Annotated in this window: 17 protein-coding genes; 6 read left to right on the forward strand and 11 right to left on the reverse strand. The window is 68.7% G+C overall.

Translation table 11 applies throughout. The annotated features are described in order from the left end of the window. The first annotated feature begins 28 nt into the window (after positions 1-28). The 4 genes from ACM0M4_RS09175 to ACM0M4_RS09190 all read left to right on the forward strand — a co-directional run bounded on the left by ACM0M4_RS09175 (position 29) and on the right by ACM0M4_RS09190 (position 5242). A complete protein-coding gene (locus ACM0M4_RS09175) occupies positions 29-1198 on the forward strand; it encodes a GGDEF domain-containing protein (RefSeq protein ID WP_003119637.1) in 1170 nt (389 codons plus the stop codon). A 150-nt stretch (positions 1199-1348) separates the two neighbouring features. Continuing rightward, positions 1349-2365, forward strand: a complete 1017-nt coding sequence (locus ACM0M4_RS09180) for a DUF2804 domain-containing protein (RefSeq protein WP_003098754.1) — start codon at positions 1349-1351, stop codon at positions 2363-2365. Between the two features lie 117 nt (positions 2366-2482). Then, positions 2483-2917: a MarR family transcriptional regulator gene (locus ACM0M4_RS09185; RefSeq protein WP_003091721.1), complete on the forward strand. Its 435-nt coding sequence runs from the start codon at positions 2483-2485 to the stop codon at positions 2915-2917. Positions 2918-3193: 276 nt separating this feature from the next. Beyond that, positions 3194-5242, forward strand: coding sequence for a type IV pilus assembly protein FimV (locus ACM0M4_RS09190; RefSeq protein WP_115288730.1), 2049 nt, complete (start codon positions 3194-3196; stop codon positions 5240-5242). Positions 5243-5249: 7 nt separating this feature from the next. On the opposite strand, the gene plpD is transcribed toward ACM0M4_RS09190, so the two are convergent. After that, the gene (gene plpD / locus ACM0M4_RS09195) at positions 5250-7436 is read right to left on the reverse strand and encodes a patatin-like phospholipase PlpD (protein ID WP_003113139.1); all 2187 of its coding nucleotides are present in this window, start codon (positions 7434-7436) and stop codon (positions 5250-5252) included. Between the two features lie 68 nt (positions 7437-7504). On the opposite strand from plpD, the gene ACM0M4_RS09200 reads away from it, so the two are divergent. Beyond that, positions 7505-7795: a SelT/SelW/SelH family protein gene (locus tag ACM0M4_RS09200; protein WP_003091717.1), complete on the forward strand. Its 291-nt coding sequence runs from the start codon at positions 7505-7507 to the stop codon at positions 7793-7795. A gap of 95 nt (positions 7796-7890) precedes the next feature. Further along, positions 7891-8883 carry an ADP-glyceromanno-heptose 6-epimerase gene (gene rfaD / locus ACM0M4_RS09205; RefSeq protein ID WP_003106207.1) on the forward strand — a complete coding sequence of 331 codons (993 nt, stop codon included), beginning with the start codon at positions 7891-7893 and terminating at the stop codon, positions 8881-8883. Between the two features lie 10 nt (positions 8884-8893). Here rfaD and ACM0M4_RS09210 read toward each other — a convergent pair whose 3' ends face one another. The 10 genes from ACM0M4_RS09210 to ACM0M4_RS09255 form a co-directional block, all read right to left on the reverse strand. Next, positions 8894-10060, reverse strand: coding sequence for an MFS transporter (locus ACM0M4_RS09210; protein WP_003106206.1), 1167 nt, complete (start codon positions 10058-10060; stop codon positions 8894-8896). Positions 10061-10151: 91 nt separating this feature from the next. Then, the gene (locus ACM0M4_RS09215) at positions 10152-10904 is read right to left on the reverse strand and encodes an SAM-dependent methyltransferase (RefSeq protein ID WP_003119643.1); all 753 of its coding nucleotides are present in this window, start codon (positions 10902-10904) and stop codon (positions 10152-10154) included. A gap of 117 nt (positions 10905-11021) precedes the next feature. Further along, positions 11022-11261 (reverse strand): acyl carrier protein, encoded by a 240-nt coding sequence (locus ACM0M4_RS09220; RefSeq protein ID WP_003106204.1) that lies wholly within the window; start codon positions 11259-11261, stop codon positions 11022-11024. A 13-nt stretch (positions 11262-11274) separates the two neighbouring features. Next, the gene (locus ACM0M4_RS09225) at positions 11275-12267 is read right to left on the reverse strand and encodes a beta-ketoacyl-ACP synthase III (protein ID WP_108202017.1); all 993 of its coding nucleotides are present in this window, start codon (positions 12265-12267) and stop codon (positions 11275-11277) included. Positions 12268-12270: 3 nt separating this feature from the next. Then, the gene (locus tag ACM0M4_RS09230) at positions 12271-12696 is read right to left on the reverse strand and encodes a nuclear transport factor 2 family protein (RefSeq protein ID WP_003091711.1); all 426 of its coding nucleotides are present in this window, start codon (positions 12694-12696) and stop codon (positions 12271-12273) included. Beyond that, positions 12693-13949: a cytochrome P450 family protein gene (locus ACM0M4_RS09235; protein ID WP_003091710.1), complete on the reverse strand. Its 1257-nt coding sequence runs from the start codon at positions 13947-13949 to the stop codon at positions 12693-12695. Before ACM0M4_RS09235 ends, ACM0M4_RS09230 begins: the two co-directional genes overlap by 4 nt. After that, positions 13942-14856, reverse strand: coding sequence for an SDR family NAD(P)-dependent oxidoreductase (locus ACM0M4_RS09240; RefSeq protein ID WP_108202018.1), 915 nt, complete (start codon positions 14854-14856; stop codon positions 13942-13944). Before ACM0M4_RS09240 ends, ACM0M4_RS09235 begins: the two co-directional genes overlap by 8 nt. Before the next feature lies 1 nt (position 14857). After that, the gene (locus ACM0M4_RS09245) at positions 14858-16186 is read right to left on the reverse strand and encodes a condensation domain-containing protein (protein ID WP_012613836.1); all 1329 of its coding nucleotides are present in this window, start codon (positions 16184-16186) and stop codon (positions 14858-14860) included. After that, on the reverse strand, positions 16183-17349 hold the full coding sequence (locus ACM0M4_RS09250) for an FAD-dependent oxidoreductase (RefSeq protein ID WP_003091709.1): 1167 nt from the start codon (positions 17347-17349) through the stop codon (positions 16183-16185). The genes ACM0M4_RS09245 and ACM0M4_RS09250 overlap by 4 nt, the downstream gene beginning before the upstream one ends. Further along, the gene (locus ACM0M4_RS09255; protein ID WP_004345127.1) at positions 17346-24404 is read right to left on the reverse strand and encodes an amino acid adenylation domain-containing protein; all 7059 of its coding nucleotides are present in this window, start codon (positions 24402-24404) and stop codon (positions 17346-17348) included. Before ACM0M4_RS09255 ends, ACM0M4_RS09250 begins: the two co-directional genes overlap by 4 nt. Positions 24405-24849: the final 445 nt, after the last annotated feature.

Genomic DNA, 24849 nt, shown 5'->3' on the forward strand with positions numbered 1-24849 from the left:
TGTGACGCCAAGCCCTCCAAGAGAAGAGGTGTGCGTGACACAGAAGGACCGGTTGGACGACTCCCGTTCCAACCTCTATGCCGACCAATTGAACCGCGGTTTCCGCGGTCTGCGTTTCCTTCCCGAACTGGAGCGTGACTACCGGCGCTACATGCTGGAGGACAGCTTCGCGCTGAAACGCATCGCCCTCAGCGTCGGCATGCTCGTCTGGCTGGCGTTCATCGGCATCGACCTGCTGATCCTCGCTGGTCCCCCGCTGTGGGGCGTACTGGCGGTGCGCCTTGGCGTGCTGGTCCTGCTACTGGTCTGCGGCTGCCTGATCATGCTGCGCCGGCACATCCAGCTGATGGTGCCGCTGAGCATCGCCTGCGTCCTCGCCCTTGGCGTCGGTGCGGCGGCGGTGGTCGGCCTGGCGCATCGGGCGGATCCCGGCTATCCCTACGAAGGCCTGCTGCTGGTCAGTTTCGCCGCCTATTTCCTCGCCGGCCTGCGGTTGTCGCAGGCATTGAGCTGTGCGTTGGTCGTGCTGCTCGCCTACCTGGGTTTCGAGTGGTGGGCGGGTACCCAGGAGCCGCTGGGCAACAACCTGCTGTTCCTGCTGTTCGGTAACCTGATCGGCGCGGTCGGCTGCTACCTGCTGGAGTTCAAGTCGCGCGAGCATTTCCTCATCAGCCGCCTGTTGCGGGTGATGGCCGACCACGACAGCCTGACCGGCCTGCACAACCGGCGCAGCTTCAACCAGCACCTCGACCGCCTCTGGCGCCAGGCCCAGCGCGAACAGAAGACCCTGGCGCTGCTGCTTTGCGACGTCGACCATTTCAAGGCCTATAACGACCGCTACGGACACCAGGCTGGCGATGCGGTCCTGCAGCGCATCGGCGCGGTGTTCGAGGCGAATGCCAGGCGTCCGCTGGACATGGCGGTGCGCCTGGGCGGCGAAGAGTTCGCCCTGTTGCTGTACGGCGCCAACGAGCACGAGGCGAGGCTGCGCGCGGAAGCGCTGCGCGCACAGGTGCAGGCGCTGCGCATGGAGCACGAGGCGTCGGACACGGCGCGCGAAGTGACCCTGTCGGTCGGCGTGTCCTGCCTGTGGCCGACCCCGGGCAACGACCTGAAGCGTCTCTACGATCTCTACGAGCATGCCGATCGCGCGCTTTACGAAGCCAAGGCGTTCGGCCGCAACCAGGTGGTGGCCTGAGTCCATGGCCGATTTTGTCCCTGTGGCTGGCGCCGCCGGTGACTGCGGGACGAGGCGGCGAATGCTAGGTTCGACAGGAAAAAATGCCAGGCACGGCCGCTCTTCGCAGAGCTGCCGGCCCCACCGCGAGACGACTTCCGGACGGACCCCATGCAGCGCTTGATCCAGGCCAACGGCCAACCGCACTACGGCATCTTCCCGAGTGCCCCGCAGCACATCAATTACCGCGATTTCGACTTCCGTTCGCCGATGGGCCGGCGCGTGGGGGCCCTGGGCAAATGGCGACGCTTCCATCAGTTCCAGTACTTCGGCCTGATCAGCCCGGAGCTGATCGGCGGCTGCGCCCTGGCCCAGCTGAGCTTGCTTGGCGTCGGCTTCGTCTACCTCTACCAGCCTTCCAGCGGACGCATGCTGGAGCGGCGCTTCAAGCTGCCGCTGGGGTTCGGAACCCGGTTTTCCCAGACCCCGGACGACGGCGTCTGCGAACTGCGCCAGGGGCGCAACCTGCTACGCCTGGAGAACCGTATGGCTCACCGGGAGAAACGCCTGCTGGTGGAACTCGACGATGGCACCCGCATCGACGCCTGCTTCAGCGAGGAGGCGCCGAGCTTCCAGCCGATGTGCCTGTGTACGCCGACCGCGGTGAACGGCTGGGTCTACGCGCAGAAGGTGGCCGGCGTGCGCTGTCGCGGCGACGTGCGCAGCGCCCTCGGCGACCACGACCTGCAGGCGCTGGACGCCTTCGCCCATCACGACTGGTCGGCGGGCTACATGCGCCCGGAAACCTTCTGGAACTGGGCTTGCCTGTCCGGCGAGGCGGACGGCTTGCGGGTCGGCCTGAACCTGTCGTGCGGGGTCAACGAGACCAGCTTCACCGAGAACTGCTACTGGCTGGACGGCGAACTGCTGAAGGTCGACAGCGTGCGCTTCGACTTCGACCGCGACCAGCCGCTGCGGCCCTGGACCATCCGTTCATACGATGGCCAGGTGGAGCTGCGCTTCGAGGCTCACGGCATGCATCAGGAGCGGCTGAACCTCGGTCTGCTGGCGAGCAACTTCAAGCAGATATTCGGTTGTTTCAGCGGTGTGCTGCGTCCGCGAGGTCGTGCCGAGGTGAGGATCGAGCGGCTCTGGGGCTTCGTCGAGGACCAGTACGCGAAGTGGTAGACAGGGCCTGGCCTGGGCATATCGTGCGACAATTTGTCATTGTACGGGGGGGAATTGGACGGGCATTATTAGCCGACTAATAATTAGTCAAATGAAATATCGGACCTCCTTTTTCCTATGGCTCAGACAGACAAGCACTATTTCGGCACCTTGCTAGCCCAGACTTCCCGTGCTTGGCGCGCTGAACTCGACCGCCGCCTCAGTCACCTCGGCCTGTCCCAGGCGCGCTGGTTGGTGTTGTTGCATCTGGCGCGCCATCGCGATTCCCCCACCCAGCGCGAGTTGGCCCAATCGGTCGGGGTCGAAGGCCCGACCCTGGCGCGGCTGCTCGACGGCCTCGAGTCCCAGGGCCTGGTACGGCGCCTGGCGGTGGCGGAGGACCGGCGGGCCAAGCACATCGTGCTGACTCCCAAGGCCGATGTGCTGATCGCCGATATCGAGGCCATCGCCGCCAGCGTTCGCAACGACGTACTGACCGGCATCGACGAGTCCGAGCAGGCGCTGTGCCAGCAGGTGCTCTTGCGAATCCTGGCGAACCTGGAAAAGCGCTGAGCACTGCGTCACGAAATTCCGCTAGAATCGCCATTTTTATGGCATCACCTCCTGGGCTTTCGTCCGAAAGCCCTCTACAGAGGTTTTCGTCGGTTTTCTGACGAAAAATCTTGACCGTTTCCACGGCATTCCTCTATTCAGTGATGGCAAAAAGCCATGTCTTGCGCCATGTGGTGCGTTCAGCCCTGTACGGGGCGAAATTCGGGCTAACGTGAAATAGATGTAGCAGTCGACCGCTGGCCGGCTGTGTGCTCGAAGTGCGGAGAAAAGAACGGAATGCCCGGTAAAGCCTTGCGTGTCATGTTGTGTGCCTGGTCGTGCCTGTTGGCCGGGCAGGCGAGCGCCCTGGGAGTGGGAGACATCACCCTGCATTCGGCGCTCAACCAGCCGCTGGATGCGGATATCGAACTGCTCGACGTCGGCGATCTCGGCGCGGACGAGATCGAGGTCCGCCTGGCGGGCGCCGACGTCTTCGCCGCGGCCGGGGTGGAACGCTTGCAGTTCCTCAACGAGCTGCGTTTCAGTCCGGTGCTCCAGGGGCGCGGTGGCAATCGCATCCATGTGTCCTCGAGCCGACCGGTGCAGGAGCCCTACCTGAATTTCCTGGTGGAGGTGGCCCGCCCCAACGGCCGCATCGTCCGCGAATTCACCGTACTGCTCGATCCGCTCGGTTATACGCCGCGCATGCTTCCGGCCGCGCGCAGCGGGATCGAGCCGCAGCGGCAATCCTCGACGCCGGTGCCTGCGCCGCGTAGTGCCGCGGTCGTCGTAGACCCGGCAATGCTGGAGCCGGGCGACGAATACCTGGCTCGCCCCAGCGACAACCTCTGGGCCATCAGCGGACGCCTGCGTGGTGCCGGCAACGCTGATCGCGCGCAACTCATGGAGGCCCTGTACCAGCTCAATCCGCAGGCCTTCGTCAATGCCGACCGGCACCGGCTCAAGGCCGGCGCGCGCCTGCGCCTGCCGGCCGGCTACCAGCCGGAGCGAGGCGCGCCCGGCGCCGTGAAGGAGGCGGCCGTGGAAGTCCTGCCGCCAGCCGATGCCGCCGTGGTGGAAAACGCTCCGGCGGCTCTCGTCGAGGCGCAGCGCCAGGCGGATGCCGAGGCCGAGGCGTTGGCCCGGCAACGGGAGGAACTGAGCCAGCGGATGGACGATCTGCAACGCCAGCTGCAGGCCTTGCAGGAACAACTGCAGCAGCGCGATCATCAGGTCGCCGAACTGCAACAGCAACTGGCCCGGCGCCAGGCGGTGCGGCCCGCGGAGCCGCCGCCCGCCGCGGCCGCGCCTTCGGTTGCGCAACCGGTTGAAACGCCGACGGACTCGCAGTACTGGCGCTGGATGATCGTCCTGCTGCTGGTCCTCGCTCTGCTCGGCGTGTTGCTGTTGCGTCGCCGCCGCGAAGAGGCTCCTGTCCCGGCGGTCGAACCGAAGCGCCGGGTCGCCCTGAACCTGCCGCTGCGGCGTGCGCCGCGCCCCCCGGCGGCCGCACCGGCGCCGGCAAAGGTCGAGGAACAGGCCAGGCCGCCGGTCGCCGCTCCCTCCAGCCCGCCGCCGTCTCCTCCGCCTGCTCCGGCCGCCGCTCCGCGCGCCGCCATGGCTGCGGCGGACAAGCTGGACGGCGCCGACATCTATATCGCCTACGGTCGCTACGGACAGGCCCGCGACCTGCTGCGTCAGGTACTCGCCGAGCAGCCGCAGCGCCTGAGCGCGCGGATGAAGCTGTTGCTGGTGCTGGCTGAGCTGGGCGATGCGGCCGGCTTCGACGCGCTGGCCGAGGAAACCCTGGCCAGTGGCGGCAACCCGGAGGCCATCGACGAGTTGCGCGGACGCTACCCGGCGCTGCTACAGATGCCGGCGACCGAGACGCCGGCGGCAACAACCAAGGACGACGACTGGAGCGACCTGCCGCTGGCCGAGCCGCCCGTTTTGCAGCAACCGGATGCGTCCTCGGGCGCCGACGGCTTCGGCGACCTCAACCTCGATCTCGATCTCGACTGGGGCGCCCTGGAGAATCCCCTGGACAACCCCGACCTGCCGCGCCGCGCCGCTGCCGGCAAGGCGGAACCGGCGGAGGAGCCCCTGGCGTTCGAGAGCAATCTCCATGAACTGCCGGATGTCGCCGAGTACGAACACCTCGAACTCGACCAGCCAGAGCCGGCCACGGTGCCGCCGGAGGAGGCCTCGGCCAGCCTGGACCGGGCCCGCGCCTGCATCGACAGCGGCGATCTCGACCAGGCCAGCCGCATCCTGCGCCTGGTGGTGGCGCACGGCGACCCGTGGCAGAAGGCCGAGGCGCGCGAGTTGCTGGCGCTGATCGCCTGAACTCCGCTCAGAAGTTCTGCCCGAGGTTCAGGTAGAACGCCTTGAAGTTCTCGTCGTTGATCCCGTAGCTGAAGGTCAGCGGCCCCAGCGGCGTATCGAAGCCGATCATCAGGCTGGCGGCGTTGATGTAGCCGCTGTCGTATTCGTTGTCGTTGTTCCAGATGCGTCCGCGCTCGATGCTGCCGCCCAGGTACAGCGGGAAGTCCAGCGGCAGGAAGGAACGTTCGGTGAGGCGCCGGTAATAGACGATCCGTCCCAGGCTGTAGTTCTGCCCGGACAGCGCGTCGCGGCGGAAGCCCGACAGCTCGCGGGCGCCGCCGAGGGTGAAGCTGGAGGTGACCACCTCGGCGTCGTCCAGGGTGCGCCCGTAGCCGCCGCCGAACACCCAGGTGTCGGCGCCGAAGCTGAGCGCCTTGTTCAGCCGCAGGTCCCACTGCCGGTAGCTGTCGTCCGAGCCGAGGGACTTGTCGTAGCGGCGCATGGTCAGGCCGATCTCCTCGCCCTCGTGGGGGAAATTGACGTCGTCGACGGTATCGAACGAGTACTTCAGTTCGTAGTAGCCCTCGGTGAAGTCGATGTCCGGCAGGCTCGGGTCGCCGATGCGCACGTCGGCCTTGCCGTAGGCCTGCACCGCGCCCAGGCGGATTTCGCCGTTGTTGGCGATCTGCCGGCCGACGTTGAGGCCGTAGCCGTAGCGCTCCAGGCGATAGCGCAGCAGCGGGTCGTTGTCCTCGGTGACGTCGACGTTCTGTGCCTCGTGGAACAGGAAGGGCGCGACGAAGTAGCGCGAGCCGACGTCGAGCGGCTGGTAGAACTCGCTGTAGAGTTCCTGGCGGTCGCCGAGCTGGACCCGGGTCAGCCACTCGGCGCCGAGCCGGTTGAGGCCGTTCATGCGGTAGCTGCCGCCGAGGTTGAAGGTGCTTTCGCCGCGCATGTCGTCGGACAGGTTGAGGCCCAGGCGAAGGAAGTCGGTGCCGCCTTTCTTGCCGGTGGCGTGGATCACCAGGGTGTTGAGCTTCTTCTCCTTGACCACCCGGTACTGCACCTGGTCGAAGTAGTCGAGGCCGTAGAGGGTGCTCATGTCGTCCTGCAGGCGGCCGAGGTCGAGGCGCGTGCCGAGCGGCTGGCGGATGTAGTGGCGGATCACCTCGTCGCTGACCTTCGAGTTGTTCTCCACGCGGATCGCGTCGATCACCGGCTTGCGCTGGTTCGGCGTGCGCGCCACGTCGAGCGCTTCGCTGTTGAGGTCCTTCGGCTTGCGCAACTCGGCGAGGCGCGCGGCGAGCACCGTGGTGGCGCGGTAGCCGGCGTCGATCAGTTGTGGCACGCGGCCGAAGTCGGTGGTGCCGTAGCCGGACAGCGGCGGCTGGATCAGCACGTCGCCGGGCTTGAGCGTGGCCAGCTGGGCTTCGGAGTTCTTCCGGGTCATCAGGGTGATCGACTGGTTCATCACGTCGAGCACGGTGCTCAGGTCCTTGCGGTCGCGCAGCGGGTTGCCGATGTCGACCACGATCACCACGTCCACGCCCATGTCGCGCGCCACGTCCACCGGGATGTTGTCGACCATGCCACCATCCACCAGCAGCCTGCCGTCGATCTCCACCGGGGCGAACACGGCGGGGATCGACATGCTGGCGCGGATCGCCTGGGGCAGGTGGCCCTTGCGGAACACCACTTTCTCGCCGGTTGCGATATCGGTGGAGACGGCGCGGAAGGGGATCGCCAGCTTGTCGAAGTCGCGGTTGTCGCTGGTGTGCACCAGCAGGCTTTCCAGCACCATCGCCAGGTTCTGGCCCTGGATCACCCCCAGCGGCAGGCCGAGGGTGCCGTCGTCGCGGAAGCTGATCTTCTGCTTGACCAGGAAGTCGCGGTCGTCCTGCTTGCGCCGGAACGGCACGTCCTTGCGCGGCGGCGCGTCGGACAGCGCCTGCTGCCAGTCCATCTCCAGGGCGATGCGCTCCAGTTCGGCGGGGGTGTAGCCGGAGGCGTACAGGCCGCCGACCACCGCGCCCATGCTGGTGCCGGCGATGGCGTCGATCTGGATGCCCTGTTCGTCGAGGGCCTTGAGCACGCCGATATGGGCCAGGCCGCGGGCGGCACCGCCGGAGAGGACCAGACCGATCTTCGGCCGGGCCTCCGCGGCGAGGGCAGACAGGGGAAGCAGGAGCAGCAGTACGAGCAGCAGGCGGCGCATGAGAACGATCCGGAGCCGGGTGAAAAGGCGGCTATTATAGGCGCGACCGTTTCCCCTGAGCCGCCGACATGCCCACCGCCAAGCCCGAAATCGTCATCACCTATTGCACCCAGTGCCAGTGGCTGCTGCGTGCCGCCTGGCTGGCCCAGGAACTGCTCAGCACCTTCGCCGACGATCTCGGAAAAGTCTGCCTGGAGCCCGGAACCGGCGGCGTCTTCCGCATCACCTGCGACGGCGTGCAGGTCTGGGAGCGCAAGGCCGACGGCGGCTTCCCCGAGGCCAAGGCGCTCAAGCAGCGGGTTCGTGACCGCATCGACCCGCAACGCGACCTCGGTCACAACGATCGTCCTTCCCGCTGAACCGCTGCCGTCCGCCCATGGCTTGTTGCAGGTCAACGGGCGGCACGGCGCATAGGCATAGCCTGGGGGCATTCATCCTGTCGAAGGGAGTGCCCATGAGCATCATCGTCACCGGCGCCGCCGGCTTCATCGGCAGCAATCTGCTGCAGGCGCTGAACCGGCGCGGCGAGACCGACATCATCGCGGTGGACGATCTCACCGACGGCGAGCAGTTTCGCAACCTGGCGGACGCCGATATCGCCGACTACCTGGACCAGAACGACTTCCTCGAGCGTTACGCCCGCGGCGACTTCGGCACGGTCCGCGCGCTGTTCCACCAGGGCGCCTGCGCCAGCACCCTGGAAAGCAATGGCCGCTACATGATGGAGAACAACTACCGCTACAGTTGCCGCCTGCTGGAAAGCAGCCTGGAACTCGGCGTGCCGTTCCTCTACGCCTCGTCGGCGGCGGTCTACGGCGCCGGCCGGACCTTCCGCGAGGCGCGCCAGTACGAGCGGCCGCTGAACGTCTACGGCTATTCCAAGTTCCTCTTCGACCAGCGTGTGCGGCGGGCGCTGCCGCAGGCGCGCAGCCAGGTGGTCGGCCTGCGTTACTTCAACGTCTACGGGCCGCGCGAGGAACACAAGGGGCGGATGGCCTCGGTGGCCTACCACTGCTACCAGCAATTGCGCCGCGACGGGCGGGTCGAACTGTTCGGCGAACACGGCGGCTTCCCGCCCGGCGGCCACCTGCGCGACTTCGTCGCGGTGGAGGACGTGGCGCGGGTAAACCTGCATTTCTTCGACCATCCGCAGCGTTCGGGAATCTTCAACCTCGGCAGCGGCCAGGCACGGACCTTCAACGAGGTCGCCCTGGCGGTGATCAATAGCGTCCGCGCCAACGCCGACCAGCCGCCCCTGTCGCTGCAACAGGCCGTGGAAAGCGGCCTGCTCGGCTACCGCGAGTTCCCCGAGTCGCTGCGGGCGCGCTACCAGAGCCATACCTGCGCCGACCTGGAGCTGCTGCGCGAGGCGGGCTACCGCGACGATTTCCAGAGCCTGGAAGAGGGCGTCGCCGGCTACTGCCGCTGGCTGGCGCGCAGCGCCTGAGGGATCCTGCTCAGCGGCCCAGCGCCCCGCCTACCGGGGCGCGGGCGAAGCGCAGCTCCGGCAGCAGGGTCAGCAGCGCCAGTACTCCGAGGGCCGCGCCGACCCAGAGCGCGCCCTGCAGGCCGAATCCGCCGGCGATGCCCAGGCCGCCGATCCAGGAACCGGCCATCACGCCGAGCATGATGCAGGCAGTGTGCACCGAGTTGACCAGCATGTTGTTATGGCCGACCCGTGCGCCGCGGGTCACCAGCGCCGGGTTCATCGACACCCCGGTCAGGCCGATCACCACCAGCGCCGCCACCGCCACCGCCGGAACCTGTCCGAACAGGGCGAAGGCCACCATCGCGGCGATGGCCGCCAGCAGGCCGAAGGCCAGGACCGCGATGGTATGGCGGTCGGCCAGGCGGCCGACGATGTTGTTGCCCACCAGCGTCGCCAGGCCGTAGACCACCAGCAGCAGCGGTACGGTCGAGGCGGAGAAGCCGCTGACCTCGGTGAGGATCGGCACGAAATAGGTGAAGCCGGCGAAGGTGGCGCCGATCAGCAGCAGGCTGGTGGCGTAGACCCACCATAGATGGGCGTTCCTGAACACCTTCAGTTCCTCGCGCAGCGAGCCGCTGCCCGCCGACCCCGGGATCGCCGGCATCAGCTGCAACACCAGCAGGCCGACCAGCACCGCCACCAGCGCCACCGCGAAGAAGCTCGCGCGCCAGCCGTACCATTCGCCCAGCCAGGTGGCGACGGGCAGGCCGAGCACGGTGCCGACCATCAGGCCACCGAGCACCAGCGACGACGCGCGGCCGAACTGGTTGCCTTCGACCAGTTCGGCGCAGGCGGTCAGCGCCACGCCGAAGAAGGCCGCGGCGGCGACCGCGGTGACCAGTCGCGCCGCGACCATCACCGCATAGCCCGGCGCCAGGGCGCCGATGACCTGGCCGACCACGAACAGCGCGATCAGGCCGAGCAGGGCGTTCTTGCGCGGCACGCGGAGCAGGGCGGTGGTCAACAGCGGGCCGCCGACGGCCATCGCACCGGCGTAGAAGGTGACCAGGTAGCCGATCGCGGCGAAGGACACGCCGAATTCGGCGGCCAGCGCCGGCATCAGCCCGGCGACCATGTATTCGCTGGTGGTCAGGGCGAAGATCGCGGCACCGAGCACGTAGACAATCAAAGGCATGTTTCCAGCTCCCGAGCGGTTCAGACGACGATGAAGCGAGCCACGGCGAGCTGCCCGTGCCGTGGCCGCGCGATGAATGCACGACGGCGACTCATGCCGCCGACGAACCGAAGCCCTGGTCGGCGCCTTCGGGCAGCACCGTCACGCAGTGGGCGAACAGGTTCGAAGCGCTGCGCACCACGGTCAGCCCGCACTCGGCGAGCAGGGCGTGGAGGCAGGCGCGTGAATACGAGCGCGAGTAGAAGCCGTCGCTGCCGGTGAACACGGTGCCGTCGTCCCGCGTGTGCAACTCCAGGCCCTGCACCCCGCAACGGCGGTAGTAGCTCTGGCGGACGCGGGTGGCCTCGGCGCTGTCGCCGAACACCGAGACCACCGCCGCCACGCTGCGCTCGGCGAGGGAGTCGAGCAGCCGTTTCGGCTCGCGGAAGTTGCCCAGCAGGTTGAACGGCAGCAGGTACAGCGCGCGCGAGCCGACCGAGGCACCGCGCCTGGTGTGGTTGAGGATGTCGTCGACCACCGTGTCCGCGCGATCGCTCATGCCCTCGCGCTCGATCCGCGTGCGCAGCGTCTCGATCGCCCGCTGGTCGAGGTCGACGCCGAGATAGCGGGCATTGAGCAGGCGCGCGATTTCCAGCGCCCGGCCGTCGTAGCAGCCTAGCTCGACCAGTGCGTCGCAGCGCAGGTAGGCCATCGCCTCGAAGGTCATCAGGCTTTCCATTTGCAACAACGGCAGCACGTCGTCCGGAAAGTTGGCCAGGGTCATTATCGTCCTCGGACCGAACTCCAGCTCGTAGAAAGCCGACTCCCGATGCGTCCCGATCGTGAGATCCATGTTCTGACTCACCTCTTCCTCCAGCGAATCTCGCTCTGGTGTTGGTTGATCGAAGGCGATGCGCGTTCCCATGTCCCGGCACCGCCTTCGCCTGGCAGAGAAGCGACGGAACGCCGGCGTTCGCTGGCCTCAGGCGGCGCGGTGCTTCTCGACCAGTTGGAACAGTTCGTCCACCGTTTCCAGCAGGTCGAGTTCGTCGTCGACCCCGGTGACGCCGAACTCCTTGCGCAGCTTCAGCGACAGCTCGCTGACCACCAGCGAATCGAAAGCCAGGTCTTCCATCCTGCTGTCCCGGCTGATTTCCTCCTTCGGCACGCCGCTGGCGACGCTGAGCACGGTGAGGAGATGGTCTTCCATGTCGTTGGGCATTGTTCTTCCCTCTTCAGTCCATTGTCGGAACGATCTTCGGCCAGCGCAGGGCGACCGAACCCCAGGTCAGTCCGGCACCGAAACCGGTGAGGACCACGTTGCCGCCGTCGCGCAGGATGCCTTGGCGCAGGCCGTGGGCCAGGGCCAGGGGAATCGAGGCGGCGACGGTATTGCCCACCTCGGCGATGTTGCTCACCACTCGCTCGACGGGAAGGTCGAGCTGGTCGGCGACCGCTGCGAGAATGCGTGTGTTGGCCTGGTGCGGGACCAGGTGATGGAGGTCCGAAGCTTGCCAGCCGACCCGGTCGAGCACCCGCCGCACCGAGTCGCTCATCTGCGTCACCGCCTGGCCGAACACTGCCTTGCCGTCCATCCGGAAGTAGTTGGAGGCCTGTCCGGAACTGCGTTCGGCGCGACTGACGGCGGGGGTCATCAGCAGGTCGAACTGGTGGCCGTCGCTGCCGAGGTCGAAGGCCAGCAGCGCGCCTTCTTCCTCGGCATCGCCGGCACGCAGCACCACCGCTCCGGCGCCGTCGCCGAACAGTGCGCGGGTCGAGCGATCGGCGGGGTCGAGGGTATGGCTGAAAGTGTCCACCCCGACCAGCAGCGCGCTGTCCGCCAGCCCGGCGCTGATCAGCGAGCCGACGCTGGCCAGGCCGTAGACGAAGCCGGTGCAGGCGGCGGACAGGTCGAACGCGAGCGCGCCGACCAACCCCAGGCGCGCCGCGACCCTGGGCGCGGTGGCCGGGCAGCAGAAGTCGCCGGTGCTGGTTGCCAGCACCACCGCATCGACTCGCTCCAGCCCCGCCGAGGCGAGCGCGGCGGAGGCCGCCCGCAGGGCCAGGTCGCCGCTGCCGAGGTCGCCGGCGATATGCCGCTGGCGCACGCCGGTGCGGCTGCTGATCCAGGCGTCGGAAGTGTCCAGCTCGGCGGCGAGCATGTCGTTGCTGAGCACGGCCTCGGGCAGGTAGCTGCCCAGGCCGCAGACCACGGCGGCGCGCGGCATGGCTCAGGCTCCCTGGACGATCTTGGCGGCGGCCTCGACCCCGCCCAGGGCCTCGAGGTGCCGCAGCGGATTCCAGAAGTCGCGGTAGAGCAGGATCTGTCCGTCGCGGGTGCGCAGCACCGAGATGTAGTCCTGCGCCAGCTTGCCGCCGGAAACGGTGGCCACGCCGTCGCCATGGAATTCGCCGATGGCCAGGTCGGGGTCGGCGGTCTCGTAGAACTGCACGTCGGTGAAGCGCACGGTCAGGTGCTCGGGAAACAGGCGCATGTGCGCCCAGATGGTTTCGCGGCCCTCGAAGCGGGTCTTCCAGCCCGGCGGGGCGTAGGGGAATTCGAGTACGCCTTCCGGATGGAACAGGTCGCACCAGCCACGGGCATCGCCGTTTTCCAGGAGGCGCAGGCTGTGGACAAGAATTTCCTTGGCATTCATTGGGCGATCCTCTCGATCGGGTTGGCGTGGGAGGCGGTGTTCGCCGGGGCGCTGCATCCGGTGCGCACCGGCACGCTGATCAGGGCGCGGAGGAAGGTGATCGGCAGCCATTGCAGCTCCGCGTGGGGCACCGCCAACTGGAGGTCGGGGAAGCGCGCGAGCAGGCGCTGGATGGCGATCCGCCCCTCCAGCCGGGCCAGCGAGGCGCCGACGCAGTAGTGCACGCCGAAGCCGTAGCCGAGATGGCCATCGGTGTTGCGGGTGAGGTCGAGGCGGTCGGGATCGTCGAAGCGCTCGGCGTCGTGGTTGGCGGTCAGGTTGGAGACCAGGATGTATTCGCCGGCGGGAATGGTGACCCCGTCCAGTTCCACGTCTTCCACGGTGAAGCGCAACATCGAGGCGCGCACCGGACTGTCGTGGCGGACCAGTTCTTCCATGGCGTTGGGCAGGAGTTCCGGCTGCGCCCGCAGCAACGCCAGTTGCTCCGGGTTGACCAGCAGGGTGACCAGCGCGTTGCCGATCATGTTCATGGTGGTCTCGAAGCCGCTCATCATCAGCAGGTGGGCCATGGAGACGAGTTCCGCTTCGCTCAACTGGCCGCTCTCGTCGGCGGCCTGCACCAGCCCGCTGTAGACGTCGTCGGCCGGCTGCCGGCGCTTGGCCTCGAGCAGCACGCGCAGGTAGTCGACCTGCGCATCGGCCAGGGCCTGGGCCTCCTCCGGCGACAGCAGTTCCGCCTGGCGCTCCCAGGACTGGCGGGCGTGTTCGCGCTCGGCCTCGGGAATGCCCAGCAGCTCGAAGATCACCGCGATGGTCAGCGGGATCGCGAAGTCGGCCATCAGGTCGGCCTGTTCGCGGCCGGCCATGGCGTCCAGCAATTCCTCGGTGATCCGTTCTATATGCGGTTGCAGGCGCTCCACCTGGCGCGGGGTGAACGCGCGGCCAACCAGCGAGCGCAGGCGGGTATGGTCCGGCGGGTCGAGGTTGAGCATGTGGTGGCTGAGTCCCTCACCGATCCCCGCGCGCGGGCTGCCGGTACGCTTCGCGTAGAGTTCGGCGGCCTGCCGGGCGTCGCGGCGGACGCCCGGATGGTTGAGGACCTTGCGCGCGTCGCGGTAGCGCGTCACCACCCACACCGGATGCTCGGCGGCGCGATGCGCGGGACGCGGCGCGCCGTCCACCTGCAGGCCGTCGTAGAGCGCGTGCAGTGGCGAGATCAGTTCCTCGCCCAGTCTCAGTTTGCGATCAGGCACGTTGCTCCTCCTTCGCCGCCGGGGCGGCGGTGACGATGGGGCGGAACATCCCGTCGATCACGCTATCGGGCAGCAGCCGCGCCAGCAGGGTACCGCGGCGCACGTCGGCGCCCACCCGGTAGCGGGTCCGCGGCTTGGCCGCGGTGAGCGCGGCATGCACCGCGGCGGCGACATCGGCGGGCTTGGTCGCGCTGTTGCGCGCGCCGTCCTCGTTGGCCTGGAGGAAGCGCAGGTAGGTATTGCGATAGAGGTCGGCGACGGCGTCGGGGGCGTCGGCCAGGGCGCGCTCGCCCTCGCTGGCGATCTTGCCCCAGATCGGCGTCCAGATCGCCCCGGGGCTGACCACCGAGACCTGGATGCCCATGGGTGCCAGCTCGCGGCGCAGGGCGTCGCTCACTCCCTCCTTGGCGAACTGCGCGGCGGAGTAGGCGCCCAGGTAGGGAATGGCGACCGAGCCGAGGCCCGAGGTGACGTTCACCAGGCGCGCCGCGCCGCCACGGCGCAGCAGCGGCAGGATCGCCCGGGTCACCGCGAGCTGGCCGATCAGGTTGACTTCCAGCTGGCGCCGCAGCAGGTCGCTGGAGACGCATTCCAGCGGCGCGGAAATGCAGATCCCGGCGTTGTTCACCAGGCCCCAGAGCCCGGTATCGCCGACTTTCTCCGCCACCTGCGCGGCGGCCCGGCCAATGGATTCCTCGTCGGTGACATCGATCAGCAGCGTGCTGATCCGGCCGGACGGGCAGGCGTTCGCCAGGCGCTCGCCATCCTCCTGGCGGCGCACCCCGGCGATCACCTGGAAACCCTGTTCGGCCAGGTGCAGCGCGGTTTCCCGGCCGAGGCCGCTGGAGGCGCCGGTGATCAGTACGTGGCGGCCCTGGGGCGAGAGAGGTTTGCTGGTGAATAACATGTCATTGCTCCTCGAGGGCGGATCGTTGGGGGGCGTGGATCGCCGACAGCAGGGTGCCCAGGCAATCTTCGGCCAGGCGTTCGGCGCGTTCGCCGGGGACCGCTTCGTCGATATAGGTGAAGTTCCAGAACAGCCGGCCATGGCTGGAGTTGATGGCGGCCACGAAGTAGCCGTTCACCGAGATGCCGGTGAGGAACTGCGCGTCGGAGAGGCGCAAGGCGCCGATCCGCTCGGGGAACGGATAGCGACCGATGTTGGAGGAGCACAGGTTGATCGGCCCTTCGGCTTCCATGAAGGCCATGAATGGCCGCGCGTCGGCCATGCAGCGCGGCGCAGCGCTGGCGACCAGGGTGACCAGGTTGAAATGATGGCCCTGGCGACGGCGTTCGCCGAGGTCGTCGGTGAGCGCGCGGGCGACCTCCCAGAACGGCCGGGCGATGTCCAGCACCACCGGTACCGTGGCGACGTAGGTGCCTACTTCGTCGGGGCGCACCGGCGGCTCCAGTTCGTCGCGGAAGTCGATCGGCGAGCCGATGGCGATGTGGCTAGGGCGGCGCTGGTGGTCGTGGCCGGCGGCGATGGCCAGCGCCGCGGTCAGCGCGCCGTGTACCGTGGTGCCGTGTTCGCGGGCGCGTCGTTGCAGCTGTTCCAGCTGCGCGCCGTCCAGCTCCCGGTGCAGCAGGCGGGTACGCCGCGCTTCCAGCGGCACCGGGTTGCTCGGCTCGATCCGGCCCGGGCGGTGGCGGCCGACCAGCGCTTCGTCCTGGGCGGTCTGCTCGGCCAGGCGCGCCGCGCCTTCGTCGCCGGTGAAGCGGCGCGGACGCAGATCCTCCGACGGCGGCAGGGCGCTGGCGGTCCAGGGTTGCGCGGCGGGGTCGGCGGCCAGGGTCAGCCATTGTTCGGCGAGGGTCAGCACGGTAGTGCCGTCGGCGATGATGTGCGGTACCACGACCAGCAGGTCGTGGGCGCCGGCGTCGGTGGCGATCGCCACGGTACGGATCAGTGGCCCGCTGTCCGGATCGATGCGTTCCGGCAATTCGCGCTCGTTGATTTCCCGCAGCCATTGCTCCTCGCCGCCGCCGCGCACCTCGCGCAGCGGGATGGGCCGCTCGCAGGGCACCCAGCGCGGATCGAGCCCGGCATCGTGCTCGATCCGCGCGCGCAGCAGCGGATGCCGCGCCTGCAGCGCGTCGAGGCCGCGGCGCAGGTCGTCGATGGACAACCGGCCATGGACCCGCACCCGGGAAATCACGTTCAGCGCGGAGAACTGGTCGCTGAGCCAGTACCAGCGTTCCACCGCGGACAGCGGGCGTCGTATCTCGGCCATCATTCGACTCCTGGGAAGGTCAGTGCCAGTTCGTTCTGCCGGGCGAAGGTTCGCTCCGGAGCGAAGCGGAAGTAGAGATCGCGGGCGACGGTGCGTAGCGGATGCTCCAACTGCTCGATGCGGCTCAGCGCCCGCGAGGTCTCGACCATCGCCCTGGCGCGGTCGCGACGGCGGTTCTCGTAGGCGCGCAGGGCGGCTTGCGGGTCGTCGATGGTGGCCAGGCAGTGGGCCAGCACCGCGGCGTCTTCGATGGCGATGGCGGCGCCCTGGCCGAGGCTGGTCAGCATCGGATGCGCGGCATCGCCGAGCAGGGTCACCGGGCCGTCGCCCCAGCGCTCCAGGAACGGTCGGTCCTGGGCCGGCAGGCTGCTGATGTCGGCCTCCGGGGTCGCCTCGATGACCGCCTGCACTTCGTCGGCCCAGCCGGCGTAGAGGCGCTGGATGCCCGCCTTGCCGCCGCGCCAGTCCTTCGCCTGTTCGGCCGGCATGTTGCGGGTGCCCCACCAATAGACGTTGCCTTCGCCGATGTCGGCGAGACCGAAGCGCTGCCCACGGCCCCAGTAATGGGCGACGTAGCCCGGCGTCACCTTCGGATGGCGGAACGCCGGCGTGGCGCGCCAGATCACGTAGTGCCAGTCGGTGGGACGCTCCGGGCCGGTCATGGTGGCGCGGATCGCCGAGTTGAAGCCGTCGGCGCCGATCAGCACGTCGGCGTGCACTTCGCGGCCGTCGCTGCAGAGCACGGTGACGCCTTCGCCGTCGGCGTGGCGCAGGTAGCCGGTGGCGCTCACGCCCAGTTCGATACGGCAGTCGCGGGCCTGTTCCAGCAGCGCCTGCTGCAGGCTCGCGCGGTGGATCGCCAGGCTCGGCTGGCCGAGCTGACGGGCCAGGCCGCCGAAGTCGATGGCGCGGATCGGTCGCCCGCGCCGGGTGAGGAACCGTAGCGAGTCGAAGGCCTGGGCGCGGGTAAGGTCAGGGCGCACGCCGACCCTCTCCAGGGCGGTCAGCGCGTTGGGCATCAGCGACAGCGCCGAGCCGACCGCGCGCAGCTCCCTGGCCCGCTCGTAGAGTTCGACCTCGAAGCCGGCGGCTTTCAGGCAGGCGGCCGCGGCGAGCCCGCCGATGCCGGCGCCGGCGATGACGATCTTCAGGGGATGTCTGCTCATGGGCGGGTCCGTTCGCTGGAGGTGGAGGGTTCGAGCAACGCGGCGATCTCTGCCGCGACCGTCTCGACATAGGGTTCTTTCATCAGCACCAGGTGGTCGCCGGGTACGTCGATCACATCGAGGCGGCCGCTGGTCCAGTGCTGCCAGCCGTTCTTCGGGTCGCCGTAGTGGGTGCCGGCGGCGTCGTGCATCGGCTTCAGCGCCAGCGGCAGCGGGCCGTCCGCGCGCAGCAGGGTCATGTCCTGGTCGCTGACTTCCGGGCGATAGCCGATGAGTGCCTGCCAGCTCGCCCGGAACAGCTCGTAGAGCCGCTGCACGGTGGCGCGCGGGGTGCCGGCGGGAAGTACGCCGGCCTCGATGGCGCGTTCGACGATGTGGTCGAGCTTCTGCTCCAGGCTCGCGCCTTCAGGCAGCGGCTCGACCTCCTCGTCGCTGCGCTCGAACCAGACCAGTTCCCAGTAGAAGAACAGCAGCAGGGCTTCGTCGCTGGCGCTGCCGGCGTGGTTGCGGTCGACGGTGATGGAGTCGAGCACGATCAGTTGGGCGACCGCCTGCGGGTCGAGCGCGCGCAGTTGCCGGGCCATCTCGTAGGCGACGAAGCCGCCGAACGACCAGCCGCCGAGGTAATAGGGGCCTTCCGGCTGCACCCGGCGGATCGCCGCGAGGTAACTGGCGGCGATGTCCTCGAGGACCGCCAGCGGCGTACTGCCCTGGCCGGTGCCGGCCGCCTGCAGGGCATATACCGGCTGGTCCGGCGGCAGTGCGCGGACCAGTGGCAGGTAGCAGAGCACGTGGCCGCCGAGCGGGTGGACGAGGAACAGTGGCGGGCGGCTGCCGCCGGCACGGATCGGTACCAGCGGGTCGAAGGCGCGCACCGCCGAGCGTTCCCGCAGGCGTTCGGCCAGGCCCTCCACGGTCGGCGTCTCGATCAGCGCGGCCATCGGCAGGTCGACGCCATAGCGCTTCTCGATCAGCAGCATGAAGCGCATCGCGCTGAGCGAGGTGCCGCCGAGGTCGAAGAAGCTGTCGCGGATGCCTACCCGGGGACGATCCAGCAACTCGCCGAGGAGTCCGGCCAGGGTGCGCTCGTAGTCGTCGCGCGGGGCCAGGTACTCGATGTTCGTCCCGTGCTCCAGCGGCAGTGCGCGCAGGGCGGCGTCGTCGCGCTTGCCGCTGGGGGTGAGGGCGAAGCCGTCGACCCAGGCGAAGTGTGCCGGCACCATGTGTTCCGGCAGTTCGCTGCGCAGTGCCTGCTTCAGTTCGGCGAGATCCACCGCCTCGGGCTCGCCGAGCAGGAAGGCAGCGAGGAATGCATCGTTGCCCTGGCGCTCGCGAGCCACCACCGCCGCGCCGCGCAGGCCCGGCTGGCGCTCGGCCTGGCGCATGATCGCCAGCTCGACCTCGGCCGGCTCGATGCGGAAGCCGCGGACCTTGACCTGGGTATCGGCGCGGCCGAGCCAGACGATCTCGCCGTTGCCGAGGATGCGCCCGAGGTCGCCGGTGCGGTAGAGCCTGGCGCCGGGGCGCCAGGGATGTTCGACGAAGCGCTCGGCGGTGAGTTCGGGGGCGCGGTGGTAGCCGCGCGCGAGGCAGTCGCCGCCGAAGTACAGCTCGCCGGTAACGCCGACCGGTACCGGGCGCAGCGCGGCGTCGAGCACCTGCACCTCGACCCCGTCCAGCGGCCGGCCGATCGGCGGCAGGTCCGGGTAGTGCGCCGGATCGCCGCTCAGCGAGTGGTAGGTGACCTGGTGCGTCTCGGTGGGACCGTACTGGTTCTCCAGCAGCAGCCCGGGCATCGCCGCGCAGAACGCGCGGACGTCTTCGGTGATGCGCAACTGCTCGCCGGAGGACACCACCACGCGCAGGGAGCCGGGGCGCACGCCCAGGGTGTTGGAGGCCTCGGCGAGGCGTTGCAGGGCGACGAAGGGCAACAGCACGCGCTGGACCTGGCGGCGTTCGAGGACATGCAGCAGCGCGGAGGGGTCCATCCGCTCGCGGTTGGAGATGAGTTGCAGCTCGCCGCCGCCGCACAGCGTGGAGAAGATCTCCTGGAAGGCCATGTCGAAGCTCAGCGGCGCGAACTGCAGGGTGCGCAGCCCCGGTACGCCGCTGGCGACGCGCAATTGCCACTGGGTGTAGTTGGCCCACATCCGGTGGCTAAGCTCGACGCCCTTCGGCCGCCCGGTGGAACCGGAGGTGAACAGCAGCATGGCCAGCTCGTCGAGCTGCGGCGCGGCGAAGGTCTCGGGCTCGATGTCGGCGACCAGTTCCTCTACCGGCAGCACCCGTTCCGCCGCGGCGACATGGGCGTGCTCGGGATGCGCGACCACCCGGAACGGCTGTGCGGTCTCCAGGATCAGTGCCAGGCGCTGCGCGGGATAGCTGACGTCCAGCGGCACGCAGACCAGGCCGGCGCGCAGGATGCCCCAGATCGTCGCGATCATCTCCGGCGAACGGTTCAGCGCCACTCCGATCGCATTGCCGCGGCGCGCGCCGGCGCGGACCAGGCGGGTGGCCACGCAGCGCGCCACATGGTCGAGGTCGCGATAGGTCCAGCGTTGCTCCTCGAAGGCCAGCGCGGCGCTGCCCGGCAGCGCCTCGACCTGGCGTTCGAACAGGCTGACGACGTCGACCAGCGGCTCGGGCTGGGAAGCGGCGTCGCGGCGAGGGGCGAGGAAGGCGAAGTCGGCGGCTTCGTCGGGATGATCGGCGAGGCGCCACAGGAGCTCGACGAAGGTCGCGCCGATCAGCGCGGCCTGGCTGCGGCTGATGCCGCGGCCGTCGCTGTCGATGCGCAGGTACATGCCGTCGCTGGGCGTGGCGATCACGTTGACCAGCAGGGCGAAGTTGGTTTCTTCCCAGACGTGGAAGTCGCGCAGTTGCCACAGCGGTTCGAGGACATGCAGGTTGACGTAGTTGAAGGCGCTGCTCAGTTCGTCGCCGACGATCTGCTGGATGGCGCTGAGCGGATAGCGGCGATGGGCGTGTCCGTCGCGCTCCTGGCGGAACAGCGCATCGGCTACCTCGATCCAGCTATGCCCGGCAATCTCCGAGCGGACCGGCACGGTATTCAGGAACAGGCCGACCATGCGGTCGGCGTCGGGCAGTTCGGGGCGGCCGTTGCTGATCGCGCCGGTGACCACGCTGTCGCTGCGGGAGAACAGATGCAGGGTCAGGCAATGGGCGGCGAGCAGCAGCGATTTCAACGGCAGTCCGCGTTGCGCCGCAGTGGCCTTGAGTCGTTCGAGCAGCCCGTCCGGCAGCGCTTCGCGATGGCTGGCCGGACCTTGCGCGGCTTGCGGCTCGTGGGCGCCGAAGCCGTCGAGGCGGGTCATCCTCGCGCCCTCCAGCAGCCCGGTCCAGTACCCCACGGCGGCCGGCGAAGCCAGCGCGGCCAGCTCCTCGCGGACATGGCAGGCCAGCGCCGGCGCGGGGCCCGGCAGCGGCTCGCCACGGTAGGCGGCGACCAGCGCGACGATCAGGTTGGCCACGCTCCAGCCGTCGAGGATCGCATGGTGGAAGCTGAACACCAGGTCCAGGCCGTCCTCGCGGACGAACGCGGCGAACAGGAATAGCCCGGGCTGTTGCAGCGAATAGCGATGGAAGCGGCGTTGGCGGATGTGCTCGTCGAGCACCGTCCCGGCCTCCGGGTTGCCGCGCAGGTCCAGGATCAGCGGTTCGCTGCGCGCCTGGGTATGCACCAGTTGCAGCGGTTCGGATGCACCGCTGAGGTCGAACGACGAACGCAGCGCGGGATAGGCGGCGACCACCCGGTCCAGCGCGTGGCGGAACGCGGCTTCGTCCCAGGCCAGGTCGAAGCGGTAGTGGAACACGTCGTGGTAGACCGACGAGTCGGGGCGCTGGCGGCTATGGAAGAGCAGGCCGAGACTCAGCCGGCTGGTCGGGAAGGCGTCCTCCAGCCCTTCCAGGCGCGGCTTGTCGACTTCGGAAACCAGTTCGAAGGGCTGGTAGCTTCGCTCCGCGAGCGGACGCACCAGGCGCTCGGCGAGGCCCGCCACCGTCGGGTTGCGCATCAGGTCGGCGAGTTCGAAGCCCAGGCCGCGCCGCTGTGCGGCGGCGCGGATGCGCAGCATCAGGATCGAGTCGCCGCCGAGGGCGTAGAAGTCGTCGTGCACGCCGACCTCCGCCACGCCGAGGACATCGGCCCACACCGCCGCCAGTTCGGCCTCGGTCGCCGTGCGCGGCGCAACCGCCGCCACCTGTTCCGGCGGTGCCGGCAGTTGCCGGCGGTCGAGCTTGCCGTTGGCGCTGAGCGGGAGGCTGTCGATGCGCACGAAGAAGGCTGGCAGCATGAAGTCCGGCAGCGTCGCCGAAAGTCCGGCGCGCAATTGACCGGGGTCGAGTTCCGCCGCAGCCACGTAGTAGCCGACCAGGTGCGTGCCGCGTACCGCCGAATCGCGTGCCACGACCGCGGCGTCGCGTACGCCGGGAAGCGCGGCGAGGCGGTCGCGTACTTCGTCGGGTTCGACCCGGTTGCCGCGAATCTTCACCTGGTCGTCGGCGCGGCCGAGGTATTCGAGGTTGCCGTCGGCCAGCCAGCGGGCCAGGTCGCCGGTACGGTAGAGACGGCCGCCGGCGACGAAGGGGTCGGCGAGGAAGCGCTCGGCGTTCAGCTCCGGCCGGTTCAGGTAGCCGCGGGCGACGCCGACGCCTCCTATATATAGCTCGCCGACGGCGCCGAGGGGCTGCGGCCTGAGCGCGCGGTCGAGGACGTACAGGCGCAGGTTGTCGATCGGCCGGCCGATCGGGACCCGCGTGGGGTTGTCGCTGGCGCATTCATGGTCGGACACGTCGACGGTGGCCTCGGTCGGTCCGTACAGGTTGACCAGTCGCACGGCGTCGCCGAACAGCCGGCGGAAGCGCGTGACCTGCAACGGCGCGAGGGCTTCGCCGCTGCAGAACACCAGGCGCAGCGAGCTTGCCGCCGCGCGGGCGGTCGGGTCGCCGTCGAGCAGGTCGAGGAACGGCGTCAGCATCGACGGTACGAAGTGGATGACCGTGACCGCGTCGCGCTGGATGCTCCGCAGCATTTCCCGCGGGTCCTTCTCGGCGCCGGGCGGCAACAGCGACAGGCGGGCGCCGGTGAAGCTCCACCAGAACAGCTCCCAGACGGATACGTCGAACGTCACCGGAGTCTTTTGCAGAAGCACGTCGCGTTCGCCGATCGGATAACGACGCTGCATCCAGTTCAGGCGGTTGACCACCGAGCGGTGCTCGACCATGACGCCCTTGGGCATGCCGGTCGAACCGGAGGTATAGATGACATAGGCCAGGTCGCCGGGCGCCACGTTGGCCGCCGGCAGGTCGCCGGTGCTCTGCGGCAGGCGTTCGAGGTGCAGCACGCGCGTCTCGCCGAGGCTCTCGCCGAGTGTCGCTGCGCGCTCGTCCACCAGCACCACGCGGGCACCGCAGTCTTCCAGCAGCAGGCGGACGCGCTCCAGGGGATGGTCGGGATTGATCGGCACATAGGCGCCGCCGGCGCGCTGCACGCCAAGGATCGCCGGCAGCAGGTGGGGACCGCGGGCGACCAGTAGCGCTACCCGCTCGTCGGTCCTCACACCCGCTGCGCGCAGGGCGTCGGCCACGGCCTGGACCTTGGCGTCCAGCTCGGCATAGCTGAGCGTGCCGCCGTCGGCTTCCAGCAGCGCGGTGCGTTGCGGGGTGCGCGCCACCTGCTCGGCGAACAGTGTGGGCAGGGTAGCCTGCTCGGGGAATGCCTGGTCGGTGGCGTTGCGGGTGTGGATCAGTTCCTCGCGCTCGGCGGCCGACAGCGGATCGAGTTCGCCGAGGCGGCGCTCGCCGCCCTCCACCAGGGCGCGCAGGAAGGTTTCGATATGCCGCGCCGCGGCGTCCATGGGGAAGTCGGCGTCGAACACATCGCAGGCGTATTCGAAATCCACCTGCGCGTCGCTGTGCCCGTCGAACTCGGAGACCCAGATGGCCAGCGCGTCCGGGTCATGGGCGTGGGTTTGCGCCACGGTCTCGACGCTGGCGTTCGGGATCGCCTGGGCGGCGGGCCAGCGCATGTAGGAAAGGGTGGTGTCGAACAGTGGCGAGGCGCCGCGCAACAGGTCGCCGAGGGGCATCTTCTGGTGGCGCAGCAGCGTCCGGGTCGCCTCGCGCAACTGCGCCAGGAATTCGTCGACGGTCTGTTCCGGCGCGGTGCGGATGCGTAGCGGCAGGGTATTGGCGAAGTGCCCGACCACTTGCTTGGCCGCGCGGTCGGCGCGGTTCAGCACCGGTACGCCGAGGACCACGTCGTCGTTCTGGTGGATCCGCGCCAGGTACAGCGCCACGGCGGCGGAGAGGAACAGGAAGGGCGATTCGCCACGATCGCGGATCGCATCGAGCAGTGTGCGTTCCAGCGTCAGCCTGTGGCGCGCGGTGCGGCGCAGCCCGGCCGGGCGCCTGCGGGTGAAGAGGGCCGGCTCCAGGCCCTCCAGGGCCTCGGCGAAATAGGCGCGGTCGCCGCGGTACTGTTCCGAACCGGAGTAGTCGTCGGTCTCGAGCTGCGCCAGGAGGGAAGCCGTCGGCATCTGCGCCTGTGGCTCGCCTAGCTCGCCCAGGTAGCCGGCGCGCACCCGGCTGAGGAATAGCTGCAGGCCCCAGGCGTCGCTGACGATATGGTGGGTGCGCACGTAGACGTAGAGGGCCTGGTCGCTATGCAGCAGGGCCAGGTCCACCAGGCTGCGGCCGTCCAGCGGGTAGGCGTGGCGGAAGGCGTCGCGCAGCCAGGATCGCACGGCGGCCTCGGGGTCGCGGTCGGCGCGCAGGTCGACGTGGCGCGCCTCGAACTCGGCATCCGCGTCCAGCCACTGGTACGGCGTACCGTCCGTCTCGCCGAGGCGCAGGCGGAACGCCTCGGTGTCTCGCGCCGCCTGCAGCAGCGCCCGTTCCAGGGCCTGGGTATCGACCTCGCCAGTGAAGCGGTCGTAGCTGAAGATGGTGTACTGGTCGAGTTCCGGAAACTGCGCGGCGGCGACCCAGATGTCCCGTTGGTAGGGCGATAGCGGCAAGCGAGCGAAACGAACCATCCCTGCGTCCTCTTCAACAATCCATCGATTCGGCGAACACGGGCACCGCACGCCTCGCCGGACAGGTTCCACCCGTCGACGTTTCAGCGCGCCGTAGCCAGCGTGGTTGGCAGGGAAGCGGCGGCACCCGAAGCAAGAGCGGGGTGTACTATTACTTTTGGCAGGCTCGAAGAAATAGCTGTTAATTCTTGCAGGGTAATCGCGTTGTTAACTGTTAATTCTGGTAGGTATTTACGAGGCAACTTACAAATCTGTTAGGTTCCGGGAAACGTGCGTCGCGGCCCTGCATGGCTATGCTTCACGAGATTACCTTCGCCGGTCTTTTCGAAGTTGAAGCAAGCCTTTCGAAAGTGTCTGGCTGATGCATAATGGGCCGCTCGGAAGAGGCGCGTTAACGGATATATATCCGCGCCCTGGCGAACAACGAACGCATGCCCTGAAAGGT

It is taken from the genome of Pseudomonas sp. 18-147, from assembly GCF_051048045.1.
Lineage (GTDB): Bacteria > Pseudomonadota > Gammaproteobacteria > Pseudomonadales > Pseudomonadaceae > Pseudomonas > Pseudomonas aeruginosa.